The 12,617-nt window shown below is 70.0% G+C and carries 11 protein-coding genes; 3 read left to right on the forward strand and 8 right to left on the reverse strand.

Annotated elements, in window-relative coordinates:
* Window positions 1-68: 68 nt before the first annotated feature.
* The 8 genes from IEZ01_RS04950 to IEZ01_RS04985 form a co-directional block, all read right to left on the reverse strand.
* A complete protein-coding gene (locus tag IEZ01_RS04950) occupies window positions 69-2,342 on the reverse strand; it encodes a methyltransferase domain-containing protein (protein ID WP_189200050.1) in 2,274 nt (757 codons plus the stop codon).
* Between the two features lie 5 nt (window positions 2,343-2,347).
* Entirely contained in the window at window positions 2,348-3,043 is a 696-nt protein-coding gene (locus tag IEZ01_RS04955; RefSeq protein WP_019890114.1) for an antibiotic biosynthesis monooxygenase family protein, read from the reverse strand.
* 38 nt (window positions 3,044-3,081) lie between these two features.
* Complete coding sequence (locus tag IEZ01_RS04960; protein ID WP_189200052.1) at window positions 3,082-4,107, reverse strand: methyltransferase; 1,026 nt, start codon at window positions 4,105-4,107, stop codon at window positions 3,082-3,084.
* A gap of 24 nt (window positions 4,108-4,131) precedes the next feature.
* A complete protein-coding gene (locus IEZ01_RS04965; RefSeq protein WP_019890112.1) occupies window positions 4,132-5,250 on the reverse strand; it encodes a DegT/DnrJ/EryC1/StrS family aminotransferase in 1,119 nt (372 codons plus the stop codon).
* Window positions 5,247-5,690 (reverse strand): sugar 3,4-ketoisomerase, encoded by a 444-nt coding sequence (locus IEZ01_RS04970; RefSeq protein ID WP_189200054.1) that lies wholly within the window; start codon window positions 5,688-5,690, stop codon window positions 5,247-5,249. The genes IEZ01_RS04965 and IEZ01_RS04970 overlap by 4 nt, the downstream gene beginning before the upstream one ends.
* Window positions 5,687-6,520, reverse strand: a complete 834-nt coding sequence (locus IEZ01_RS04975; protein WP_019890110.1) for a class I SAM-dependent DNA methyltransferase — start codon at window positions 6,518-6,520, stop codon at window positions 5,687-5,689. The genes IEZ01_RS04970 and IEZ01_RS04975 overlap by 4 nt, the downstream gene beginning before the upstream one ends.
* Complete coding sequence (locus IEZ01_RS04980) at window positions 6,517-7,656, reverse strand: nucleotide disphospho-sugar-binding domain-containing protein (RefSeq protein WP_019890109.1); 1,140 nt, start codon at window positions 7,654-7,656, stop codon at window positions 6,517-6,519. The genes IEZ01_RS04975 and IEZ01_RS04980 overlap by 4 nt, the downstream gene beginning before the upstream one ends.
* Before the next feature lie 250 nt (window positions 7,657-7,906).
* Window positions 7,907-8,413: a MarR family winged helix-turn-helix transcriptional regulator gene (locus IEZ01_RS04985; RefSeq protein WP_189200056.1), complete on the reverse strand. Its 507-nt coding sequence runs from the start codon at window positions 8,411-8,413 to the stop codon at window positions 7,907-7,909.
* A 111-nt stretch (window positions 8,414-8,524) separates the two neighbouring features.
* Here IEZ01_RS04985 and IEZ01_RS04990 point away from each other — a divergent pair, with 111 nt between their 5' ends.
* The 3 genes from IEZ01_RS04990 to rfbB all read left to right on the forward strand — a co-directional run bounded on the left by IEZ01_RS04990 (window position 8,525) and on the right by rfbB (window position 12,414).
* Window positions 8,525-10,114, forward strand: a complete 1,590-nt coding sequence (locus tag IEZ01_RS04990; RefSeq protein ID WP_019890107.1) for a DHA2 family efflux MFS transporter permease subunit — start codon at window positions 8,525-8,527, stop codon at window positions 10,112-10,114.
* Between the two features lie 249 nt (window positions 10,115-10,363).
* Window positions 10,364-11,431 carry a glucose-1-phosphate thymidylyltransferase gene (locus IEZ01_RS04995; RefSeq protein WP_028798086.1) on the forward strand — a complete coding sequence of 356 codons (1,068 nt, stop codon included), beginning with the start codon at window positions 10,364-10,366 and terminating at the stop codon, window positions 11,429-11,431.
* The gene (gene rfbB / locus IEZ01_RS05000; protein WP_189200058.1) at window positions 11,428-12,414 is read left to right on the forward strand and encodes a dTDP-glucose 4,6-dehydratase; all 987 of its coding nucleotides are present in this window, start codon (window positions 11,428-11,430) and stop codon (window positions 12,412-12,414) included. The genes IEZ01_RS04995 and rfbB overlap by 4 nt, the downstream gene beginning before the upstream one ends.
* Window positions 12,415-12,617 lie beyond the last annotated feature (203 nt).

The raw sequence follows: 12,617 nt of genomic DNA on the forward strand, positions 1-12,617 counted from the left end.
ACGGGTCGTTCATTTACCACCTGGGGCGAAGGGGGCGGCCCCCTCCGTGACGGAGGGGGCCTCGCGGGTCAGCCGCGGCGTTCGGCGACGACGTGCCAGACCGGCATCGTCGCCTTGCCCAGCTCGTCCAGGACCAGCCCGTCGAGCTGAGCGGGGTCGGCCTCGGCGTCCGGGTACTCCGCCTTGATCATGGCGGTGATGTCGTCGACGCCCAGCGAGCTGGAGTACGTAGCGGCCTCGACGGACACCACGTTCCAGACGCTGCCCACGACCTCCCGCAGGCTCTGGGCGCTGTGCCGGTGCGGTCCGGGGAACGGCGCTTCGAGCTCCTCGGCGAAGGAGAACAGGTGCAGCCGGGCCCCCGGGCGGCAGGCGTCGTGCAGCGCGGTGAGGTAGCGCTTCCGCTCGTCCTCGGCCAGCGCGTGGTAGCAGGCGCTGTCGACGACGGTGTCGAAACGGCCGTCGAAGCCGGTCAGCCGGGTGGCGTCGGTGACGACGAACTCGATGTCCACGCCCTTGGCCTCGGCCCGCCGCCGGGCCTCCTTGACCGCCGTCTCGGCCACGTCGACCGCCGTGACCCGGTGTCCCTTGGAGGAGAGGAAGGCGGCGTTGTCACCCAGACCGCAGCCGACGTCCAGGACGTCACCGCTGATCAGCCCGGCCTCGTGGACGGCGACCAGTGCGGGCTGGGGCCGGCCGATGTCCCAGGGCTGCACGGGCGGCGCCTCCGCGTCGCCGGTGTACATGCTCTCGAAGTCGTACCGGTCGGGGATGTGCTCGGTGGAGTACGTCATGGCTTTCTCCGGCGCTTGGCGGGTGGACCGGGCGGGCTGCGCGGGACAGGAGGACGGCAGCCGCACGGACAGGTCGTGGTGGAACACGTCGCGGGGGTCCCAGGCCGCCTTCACCGCCTGCAGGGCGGGGTAGTTGTCCTTGTAGTAGAGCTGGTGCCAGGGCACGCCCGAGGTGTTGCGCTCCGGGTCGGCGAGGTCGACGTCGGGGTAGTTGATGTACGACCCGTCGGCCTGGTCATCGGAGACCGGCGCCCCGCCGGTGGCCGCGTACAGCTCTTCGTACAGGCCGCGTACCCACCCGATGTGCAGTTCGTCCTCGGCCGGATCGCTCCAGGCCGCCGAGTACGCGGCCTTGATCACCGAGTCGCGCTGCGCCGACGCGGTGTCCTCCGGTGCCACGGCGTTGATGGCGCCGCCGTAGCCGTTGAGCATCATCAGCGACTCACGGCCGAAGTAGTCCTCGGAGGTGAACCACCGGTGGAGCCCGGCGATCTGCTCGTCGGTGTGGACACCCCGCAGGTAGGCGGCCTTGGACTTGTTACGGGCGCCCAGCACCGGCCCGGAGTCGCCCTGGCCCATGTAGCGCACCCCGGTCAGCCACGGCAGCTCGTTGCGGAAGACGAACGGCTCGGCCCCCACCCCCTCGTCGACGGCGGCGAGGAACTCGGCGAGCCGGGACTCGGCGTCCGGCGCCGTGGCATCCATCTGCACGTACATGGTCAGGTCGCCGCCGGAGCGGTGGCGGACCCACAACGAGGCGAACAGCCCCGCGTAGGGCGAGCCGACGCCGCTGTGCTCCACGTGCCAGGCCATGAAGTTGCGGATGAGGCGGGTGAAGGCGGGCAGGTCGAGTTGGTCCCAGGACCAGTTGACCATCGCGATCAGCAGCGACGCGGGCGGCCGGGGCAGCAGCTGCGCCGGGTCCGTGCCCGTCGCGCCCGGCGAGCGCATCCAGAAACGGGTCACGATCCCGAAGTTGCCGCCGCCACCGCCGGTGTGGGCCCACCACAGGTCCCGGTGCGGGTCGTCCGGTTCACGGGTGGCGACGACCGTACGCACCTCGCCCGCCGCGTCGACATGGACGACCTCGACGGCGTACAAATGGTCGGCGACCAGGCCGTGGAGCCGGGACAGCGGACCGTAACCCCCGCCGGTGATGTGGCCGCCGGCGCCGACCGCGGTGCACACACCGGCCGGCAGGGTCACGCCCCAGTTCCGGTAGAGCGTCTTGTAGACATGGCCGACGGTGGCACCCGCCTCGATCGCGACGGCGCCCATCTCCGGGTCGAAGGACACGTCCGCCATCAGCGACAGGTCGATGACGACCCGCACGTCCGGGTCGGCGATGAACGCCTCGCCGCAGTGGCCGCCGCTGCGCACGGCGACCCGCTTGCCCGCGCGCACCGCGCGCTCCAGCGCCTGGGCGACCTGCCCGGGGGTGCTGACGAGTTCGACGTGGTCGGGCCGGCCCACGAAGCGGTAGTTGTCGCCCCGTACCAGCTCGGCGTAGCGGTGGTCGTCGGGGCCGACGACCACCGGGCCGGTCACGGCGGTCACCGCTCACCGGCCGACGGGCCGGCGGACGACCGGGCGTAGACGACCTCGTAGGTGTTGGAGGAGCGTGAGGTCAGCAGCGGCCGGGCCGCGGCGCGCATGGCCCGCGAGTCCGCCGGGCGCTGCTCCTCGGGCAGGTTGTGGAAGGCCTCGTAGGTCTCGCGGCTGTCCCACTGGGCGTAGTTGACGACGTAGTCGCCGTCGAGTCCGCGCAGGATGGAGTGGGAGCGGTAGCCCTCCACGCCCTCCATGAACGGGTCGGGCTTGGCGAACAGCTCCACGAGCCGGGCCTGGTTCGCCGGCTCCACGCCCATGATCACGATGACGGTGAAGTCGTCGCGGTCGGGCGAGATCTCGATCCGCTCCAGCGCGGGGTGGAGGTGGGTGGCCACCACTTCGGTCTTGAGGAGATGGACCGAGGTGGTCAGCTCGGTGAAGTAGGGGACGGTGTTGTGCTTGAAGTTCTCGCCCTCGTACCGCTCCTGCAGATCGTCCACGCTGCGCCACTGGATGTAGTTGGCGGCGCAGGGCTGGTCGAGTCCGCCGTGCAGGGTCGAGGACCGCCAGCCGGGGTAGTTGGCGCCTTCGATGATGCCCTGCATCGTGTCCAGGAGGGTCTTCTGGTCCTCCCGGGTGCGCGTGTCGAACAGGTTGAACACCGTGAGCGATCCGTTGTCCGGTGTGATGAATGGCATGGTGTGCGCTTTCCTCCGGTTGGCTCGGGTCGGGGTGGTCAGGCCCGGACGGCTTCGACGACGCTGTGCAGGCCGGCGCGGACGATCCGGGTCAGCCGGAGCCCGGCCCGGGCGAAGAGGTCGGCGAATTCGGTCTCGGTGCGCTGGCGGCCGCCGCACAGCACGAGCATGTTGAGGTCCATGAGGGTCACGGTCGGGGACGGCTCGGACCGCTCCGGCATGACGGCCTCGACGAGCAGGACCCGGCCTCCGTCGGCGAGCGCCTCACGGCAGTTGGTGAGGATCTTCAGGGAGTTCGCGTCGTCCCAGTCGTGGATGACGTTGGACAGCAGGTAGGCGTCGCCGCCCGGCGGGACGGACTCGAAGAAGTCGCCGCCGACGGTGTCGACCCGGTCCTCGAGCCCGCGCTCGCGGAAGGTCTGCTTGGCGCCGACGACGACGTCGGCCTGGTCGTAGAGGACGCCGCGGACGCCGGGGTGGGCGTCGAGCACCGCGGCGAGCAGGGCGCCGTGGCCGCCCGCGACGTCGACGAGGGTGCCGATGCCGCTGAAGTCGTACGCGCCGACGACCGGGGCGATGAGCTGGCGGGACGCCTCGGTCATGGCGTCGTCGAAGATGCCGGAGACATCGGCGCGGTCCCGCATGAAGTCCCAGACGTTCTGGCCGTGGACCTTCTCGAAGGCGGGTTCGCCGGTGCGGACGCTGTCCGCGAGACCGGCCCAGGTGTTGCGGTCGGCGGCGAGGCCGACCCAGCGGGCGAAGTTCCGCATCGAGGTGGGCGCGTCACTGCGCAGGGCCTCGCCGACCTCGGTCAGGGCGAAGACCTCGCCTTCGTGCTCCTCGAAGAGCCCGATGTCGGCGCAGGCCCGCATCAGCCGGTAGAGGGTGGGGGCGTCGGCGCCGACGGCCCGGGCGATCTCGCCGGCCGGGCGGGGGCCGTCGGCCAGCGTGTCGGCGACGCCCAGTTCGGCAGCGGCGCTGACGGCGGCGGCCATCCAGCTCGCCGTCGCCAGTTGCAGCACACGGACGGAGGGCGGCGGCTTCGGAAGGGAGGAGGACTGCATGACGGGCGGACCCTTTCGTGTCGTTCAGCGCGTCGGGTTGAGGGCGGCGGCGCGTACCGCGGCGATGACGTGGGTGACGTCGTCGTCGCTCAAGTGCGGGCCCATCGGCAGGCTGAGCACCTGCGCGGCGATGGACTCGGCGATCGGATACGTGCCGGCGGGCCAGGTCGCGTCGTCGGCGTACGCCTGGGAGAGGTGTACGGGGACGGGGTAGTGGACGAGCGTGCCGACACCGGCCTCGGTCAGGCTCCGCTGCAGGGCGTCGCGGTCGGCGCACCGGATGACGAACAGGTGCCAGGCGTGCTCGGCCCAGGCCGCGACCCGCGGCAGCCGGATCCCCGGCAGACCGGCCAGGTCGGCCAGGTAGCGGGCGGCGATCTCGCCGCGGCGGTGGTTCCAGCGGTCGAGGTGCGGCAGCTTGGCCCGCAGCAGGGCGGCCTGGAGTTCGTCGAGCCGGGAGTTGGTGGCGCGCAGCTCGTGGTGGTACTTGCGCCGGGAGCCGTAGTTGCGCAGCAGCCTGATGCGCTCGGCCAGTTCGCCGTCGGAGGTGGTGACGGCGCCGCCGTCGCCGAGCGCGCCGAGGTTCTTGCCGGGGTAGAAGCTGAAGGCGGTCGCGGTGGTGCCCGTGCCGATCCGCTGCCCGCGGTGGCGGGCTCCGTGTGCCTGGGCGGCGTCGTCCACGAGGGCGAGACCGTGCCGGTCCGCGATCCGCCGCAGGGCCGCGAGGTCCGCGCTCTGGCCGTAGAGGTGGACCGGCATGATCGCCCGGGTGGCCGGGGTGATCGCGGCTTCCACCAGCGCGGGATCGAGCAGCTGGGTGGCGTCGTCCGCCTCGACCGGTACGGGCGTGGCGCCGGTCTCCGAGACGGAGAGCCAGGTGGCGATGTAGGTGGCGCTGGGCACGATCACCTCGTCGCCCGCGCCGATCCCCAAGGCCCTGAGGGTCAGTTCGAGCGCGTCGCATCCGCTGCCGACGCTGACGCAGTGCTCGGCCCCGCAGTAGGCGGCGAACTCGCTCTCGAAGGCGGTGGTCTCCTCGCCGAGCAGGAACCATCCGGAGTCGACCACCCGGTGGTAGGCCTCGTCGAGCTCGGCCCGGATCTCGGCGTGGGGGGCCTTCAGGTCCAGGAAGGGAACCTTCATGCGGACCGCTTCGCGTCGGCGGTGAACTCCTCGTACACGCGGTAGTAGTCCGCCTCGTCGTAGTGCTCGGAGGCCAGTACGAGGGCGATCGCGCCCTCGGAGAAGTTGACCAGCGAGTTCCACACCATGGGCCCGATGTAGAGCCCTTGCCGGGGGCTGTCGAGGTGGTAGACGGCGGTGCTGACGGTGTCGTCGACCGTCACGTCGAAGCTGCCGTGCAGGGCGATGACGAACTGCTCCAGATTGCGGTGCGCGTGGTCGCCGCGGATGGCGGGTACGGGCAGGTCGTACAGGTAGAACAGCCGCTTGACCTCAAAGCCGACGTCCTTCATGCCTTCGACGATGGACAGCTTCCCGCGGGTGTCGGCGACGGTCTGCAGGTCCATCAGCTCGCAGGGGCGTACGGTGCCGACCGAGGCCGCGGTGGCGTGCTGGGTCATGACCGCTCCTGGGCGTGTGCGGCGGACGGGGCGGGCCCGGCGCCGGGAGCGACGCCGACGAACAGACCGCGCCCGGAGGGTCCGCCGGTCAGGTAGGTGACGGTGAACCCGGCCCGCTCGAAGGCCCGCTCGTACTGCTCCTGGGTGAAGAGGGTCAGCACATGGGTGTCGGAGAAGCGCCGCAGGCCGGTGGTGGACTCGCCGACCGTGTACTCGACGTTCATCCGCGTACGGTCGCCCTCGCGGACGGTGTGCGAGACGCGGGCGATGGTCCGCCCGTCGACCTCGACGACGGAGCCGCCGACGTATCCGTCGAGGAACTCGCCGGGGAACCACCAGGGCTCGACCACGACCACCCCGCCGGGGTTGAGGTGGGCCCGGAACACGCTCAGGGTCCGGTCCAGCTCGTCGCTGGACGTCATGTAGCCGATCGAGCTGAAGAGGCAGGTGAGCGCGTCGAAGGTGCGGTCGAGGGAGAAGGAGCGCATGTCGTCCTGGTGCACCGGGACGCCCGGCAGGCGCCGTGCGGCGATGGCGTGCATCCAGGGCGACAGCTCGACGCCTTCGACATGGCCGACGATCTCGCGCAGGGCGGCGAGGTGGGTGCCGGTGCCGCAGGCCACGTCGAGGAGGCTGGTGATGTCGGAGCGGTACCCGCGCAGCAGCCGGAGGATGTCCTCGGCCTCGGCGGCGTAGTCCTTGCCCCGGCCGCGGTATACGGCGTCGTAGATCTCGGCGTGCTCGGCGCCGTAGCCCTGCTGGGTGCTGTAGGCCTCCGCCGTGGTCGCGGCCTCGGGCACGGGGGCCTCCTGCGTGCTGAGGGCGTTCATCCGCGTACCAGTCCTTCCAGGTCGGCGACGACGTCGTTGGGTGTGGGCATCGAGCCCAGTTCACGGGCGAGTTCGCGGGCCTGGCGGGCGTAGCTGTCGTCGGACAGCACCTTGGCGCAGGCCTCGAAGGTGCCGTCGGGGGATCCGTCGCCGCGGTGGAGCACCACGCTCGACCCCTGCTGCTCCAGCAGCCTCAGCGAGGGCTCGAACGCCACGAACTGGTTGAGGACGACCTGCGGGGTGCCGGCCGCCATGGCGTTGAGCGCGGTCAGCCCGCCGCTGTGCACGATCGTGTCGCAGGTGGGCAGGAGGAACTCCAGCGGCACCCAGCCGCTGCGGACCTGTGGGAAGAGGGTGCGCAACTTGCCGGCCGCCTCCTCGTTGGCCGCGACCACGATGTCGGCGTCGAGCTCGGTGAGCCGCGAGACCAGGGCGCAGAGGTGGTCGAAGATCTCGGGCATGGCGGTGCGGAAGCTGCCGTACGTGACGCAGACGCGGGGCCGCTCCCCCGGGGTGTACATCCACGGTTCCAGCGCGCGCTGGCGGTTGCCGGGCACCCAGCGCATCGGCGTGCCGGGGGGTGTGCCGGGCGGGATGAGGCTGGGCGGGCAGATGTCCAGGAACAGGTCCGGGGCGGGCAGCTCGTCCAGGCCCAGCAGGGCCAGTTCCGGGGCGAGTTCCTCGTTGGCGTACCGCTCCACGCCGTCGAAGTGGAGCCAGTCCCAGGCCTGGCGTACGTGCGGCACGCCGAGGTGGGCGGCGAGCAGTCCGGCGGCGTGGGCGTCGGTGCCGCCGACGACGAGGTCGGGGCGCCAGTGCGTGGCCAGGCTCAGCAGGCCTTCGAGGCTGACTGCCGCCTGGCGGCCGAACCACCTGCCGACGTAGGGCAGTTCCTGGTCGGGCGACCAGGGGAACTCGATGGGGCCGCCGGGCCGGTTCAGCTGCTTGATGCTCTCGGTGGTGTGGTCGGTGACCACGGCCACCGGCGGCAGCCCGACGGCCTCGATGGTGGGGGTGAGCTCGTCGAACGAGGCGACCATGATCTCGTGCCCGGCGTTGCGTACCGCCGTCGCGAGCGGAGCGAGGGCGAAGACGCCGGCCGGGCTCGTTCCCGCGGCGATGAAGAGGACTTTCATGCTTCTCCTTCGGAGGTGGCTGTCCCGGAGACATGACGAAGACCGCCGCGGCCGAGGAGGGCCGGGCGGTGGGTGGGTGCGGGGTCGCCAGGGGCCGGGGTCCATGACGCGGCGTACCGTGTGGACGACTACCGGCGGGGGAGACGGAACGGGGCCGCTGGGCACACACGTTCCAAGATGACCACTAGCTTCTTCACCGCAGGTGGCCTTGTCAAGCCCCTTGCGCGGAAGCGGAGTTGCGCCGTCGCGGTCAGCGGGTGCGGTACTCGTGGGCGAGCAGCGAGTCCATGGTCCGGCGCAGATCGTGGATGAAGTCCTCGAACCGCTGTAGCTGTTCGGGCGTGTGGCGCGCCATCTCGGCGACGATGCGCTCGGCGTACGGGCCGAAGAACTCCTCGGCGCGGGGCCTGACGTCGGCGCTGCTGCGCAGGGTCACGACCCTGCGGTCGGTGTGCTCTCGGGTGCGGATGACGTGTCCGGCCCGTTCGAGGCGGTTCAGCACGGCGGTCGTGGCGCCCGAGGAGAGCGAGATCCGTTCGCTCAGCCGGGCCGGGGACAGCAGGACACCCTGGTCCTCGGCGTACAGGATCTCGGCAAGCGCGGCGGCGTCGGTGGAGTGCAGCCCCAGCCAGCGGGCGAACCGCTGGGTGAACTCGGTGTAGTTGGCGCCGAACGCCCGCAGTCCGTCCATGACGCGGTCGCGCTGTGCTTCGAGATCGCGCTGTGCCTCGAGGTGGCCGAGCTCCGGTCGCTCCATCGACGTGCCCCTTCAGGTTGACAACCCCGACTGCCATTAACTATCTTCACTGTGAAGATACACCAGAGTGGAGGAATCTTGAACAGCACAGCAGACGCAGAATCCCCTCCCATGAGCAAGTGGCTCGGCCTCATCGCCGTTTCGCTGGGTGTGGCCCTGATCGTCGTGGACCTCACGATCGTCAATGTGATCCTCGCGCCGATCATCGAGGACCTCGCGATCGACTCCGTCGAGGCCCAGTGGATCCAGGAGTCCTACGCGATCGTCTTCGCGGCGCTGCTCCTGTTCACCGGACGCCTCGCCGACCTGCACGGCGCCCGCAAGATCTTCCTGATCGGCCTGGTCGTCTTCGGAGTGACGAGCCTGGTGGCCGCCGTCGCGCCGAGCGGCGGCATGCTGATCCTGGCGCGGTTCATCCAGGGCGTCGGCGGCGCGATGATCCTTCCGACCTCGCTGGCTCTGGTGAACGCGACCTTCACCGGCAAGGCACGTGGGCAGGCCTTCGCGATCTGGGGATCCACGATCGGTGCCGCGGCGGCCGTCGGTCCGCTGCTCGGCGGCTGGCTGGCCGACTTCTCGTGGCGCTGGGCCTTCGGCATCAACATCCCGCTGGTGATCGTGATCATGGCCGGCGTCCTGATCTACCTCGACGCGTCGCCTCGCACCCAGGGACGGGTCGACATCGCCGGCGCCATCCTGTCCGCGATCGGCCTCGGCTTCCTTTCCTTCGGGCTGATCGAGGGGCGCGGTCACGGCTGGCTCGTCACCACCGAGCCGCTGGAGATCGGCGGATTCACCTGGAGCGGCGGCCTCTCTCCGGCCCTCGTCTCGTTCGTCGTCTCCGCTCTGCTGCTCTTCGCCTTCTGGCGACGGCAGGCGGCCCTCGGCCGTAAGAACGACGAACCGCTGATGGATGTACGGCTGTTCTCGATCCCGTCCTTCCGCAACGGCAACCTGGTGACCGTGATCGTCGGTCTCGGCGAGTTCGGCATCATCGCGGTGCTGCCGCTGTGGCTCCAGTTCACCCTGGGCTACAGCGCCTTCCAGGCCGGCCTCGCGCTCGTCGCGCTCGCCGTGGGCAGCTTCTTCGCGTCCGGCGCCAGCTTCAACATGACCGCCTCGGCGCTGACGCAGGTACGGATCGGTCTGCTCCTGGAGGCCGTCGGCCTGGCGCTCCTCGGACTGATCGCCGCGACCGACAGCGCTTGGTGGCTGATCGCGATCGCGCTGTTCCTCTACGGCATCGGGGTCGGCTTCGCCACCGCGCAGGTCACCAATGTCGTCCTGGTGGACGTGCCGGTCGAGAGCGCCGGGCAGGGTTCCGGCATCCAGAGCGCGGCCCGCGAGCTCGGTTCCGCGCTGGGTATCGCCGTCCTCACCACACTGTTCTTCAGCTCGCTCGCCTCCGACCTGAAGGGCCGTCTCACCGAGGCCGGGCTTCCGGGCAAGGACGCCGAACAGCTGAGCGGAGTGGTGACGGAGAGCGCCGGATCCGTGATCCCGTCGCTGGCGGCCGATCCGAAGACCGCGTCGGCGGCGGACGCCGCCCGGGAGGCGATGTCCCTCGGTGTCGAACTCTCCAGCTACGTCTGCGCGGGCCTGCTGGTGCTGGCCCTCGTGGCGACGGCGACCCTCAGGCCGCGCGCCGCTGCCGCGTCCGACGAGCACAAGCCGTCGCACCAGGAGCCGAGCACCACCTGATCCGCCGCGCACCCCCGTGGTGCGCGGAGATCCGGCGCCGGCCCGGCCGGCGCCCCCTCGAACGACCCGGCCGGTGGGTTCCCCCCCGTAACCCCCGGCCGGGTCACCTCCTTGCCCTGATCCATGAATTCGTGCCGCAGGGCATGAGAAATACAGGTCCAAGTGGTGCAGAAATAACTTGTGCGGCACCGCCTCATTCGACGTTCATTGCATTATCACTCGTCAATTCAGCAGTGAGGACGGCGTCTCGTGAAGGCTCTTGTACTGTCGGGAGGCGCGGGAACGCGACTGCGCCCGCTCACCCACACTTCCGCCAAGCAATTGGTGCCGGTGGCCAACAAACCTGTTCTTTTCTACGGCCTGGAGGCCATCGCCGACGCGGGCATCACGGACGTCGGCATCATTGTCGGCGACACCGAGCAGGAGATCCGGGACGCGGTAGGTGACGGTTCCAAGTTCGGGATCGACGTCACCTACATTCCGCAGCACGCACCGCTCGGTCTCGCCCACGCCGTACTGATCGCCCGGGAATTCCTCGGCGACGACGACTTCGTGATGTATCTCGGCGACAACTTCATCGTCGGCGGTATCACTCATCTCGTCGAGAATTTCCGTCTGGAGCGCCCGGACGCACAGATCCTGCTCACCCGGGTCTCCGACCCCACCGTCTTCGGCGTCGCCGAACTCGACGAACAGGGCAGCGTGGTGGGTCTGGAGGAGAAGCCGAGCGTGCCCAAGAGCGACCTCGCGCTGGTCGGGGTCTATCTCTTCACACCGGCCGTCCACGAGGCCGTGCGCTCGATCCAGCCCTCCCTGCGCGGAGAGCTGGAGATCACCCACGCCATCCAGTGGCTCATCGACGCGGGGCGCACCGTCCGCTCCACCACGATCTCCGGCTACTGGAAGGACACCGGAAACGTCATCGACATGCTGGAGGTCAACCGCTCGGTCCTGGAGACCCTTCCGTTGCGGATCGAGGGCGACGTCGACGAGGAGAGCGAGCTCATCGGCCGGGTCCGGATCGAGGAGGGCGCGCGGGTGCGCCGCTCCCGTATCGTCGGGCCCGCGATCGTCGGCCGTGGGACGGTGATCAGCGACTCGTACATCGGCGCCTACACCTCCGTCTCCGAGGACTGCCGCATCGAGAACAGCGAGATCGAGTTCTCGATCGTGCTGGGCGGTTCGTCCATCCAGGGGGTGCGGCGGGTCGAGGCGTCCCTGATCGGACGGAGCGTCACCGTCACACCCGCCCCAGCCGTCCCGCATGCCCACCGGTTGATCCTCGGCGACCACAGCAAGGTGCAGATCTCCTCATGACCACGACCCATGTGCTGGTGACCGGCGGGGCCGGATTCATCGGCTCCCACTACGTACGCACCGTCCTCGGTCCGGCGGGACCGGGCGGCGTCGCGGTGACCGTGCTGGACAAGCTCACCTACGCGGGCAACCCGGCCAACCTGGACGCCGTCCAGGACCACCCGGGCCTCTCCTTCGTGCAGGGGGACATCTGTGACGCGCGGCTGGTCGGCCGGCTGATGGAAGGCGTCGACCAGGTGGTGCACTTCGCCGCCGAGTCGCATGTGGACCGGTCCATCCAGGGCGCGGCCGAGTTCGTCCGGACCAACGTCATGGGCACGCAGGTCCTGCTCGACGCGGCCCTGCGGGCCGGCACCCGCACCTTCGTGCACATCTCCACCGACGAGGTCTACGGTTCGATCGCCGAGGGCTCCTGGCCGGAGGAGCATCCGCTGTGCCCCAACTCGCCGTACTCGGCGTCCAAGGCGTCGAGCGATCTGCTGGCGCTCAGCTACCACCGCACCCATGGACTGGACGTGCGGGTGACCCGGTGCTCCAACAACTACGGGCACCACCACTTCCCGGAGAAGGTCATCCCGCTGTTCGTGACCAACCTCCTCGACGGGAAGAAGGTGCCGCTCTACGGCGACGGACGCAACGTCCGGGACTGGCTGCACATCGACGATCACGTCCAGGGGATCGAACTGGTCCGCACGCAGGGCCGGCCCGGCGAGGTGTACAACATCGGCGGCGGTACGGAGCTGAGCAACCGCGAGCTGACCGGGCTGCTGCTCGCGGCGTGCGGCGCGGACTGGGACATGGTGGAGTACGTCGCCGACCGCAAGGGCCACGACCTGCGCTACTCCGTCGACTGCTCCAAGATCCGCCGTGAGCTGGGGTACCGGCCGCGGAAGGATTTCGCGGCGGGGCTCGCCGAGACGGTCGCCTGGTACCGCGACAACCGGGGCTGGTGGGAGCCGCTGAAGAAGCGCGCGTCGCTCTGAGGCGGCGAGGGGGCTCACGGCCTCAGAGGTGAACCTTTCGTTCCGTATATCCAAGCTCCGGTGGGGCGGGCCGACTTCATGAGTCGGGCCCGCCCCACCGGAGCTTCGTCGTCCGGGTGAGAGGCCGCCAGGTCAACCCAGGCGCAGCAAAAATTTTGCTCTGCAGAACTACCCCCCAGGAGTTAAGCTCTTGACCGACTAGC

The sequence above is a fragment of the Streptomyces purpureus genome (assembly GCF_014648195.1).
Classification (GTDB): Bacteria; Actinomycetota; Actinomycetes; order Streptomycetales; family Streptomycetaceae; genus Streptomyces; species Streptomyces purpureus.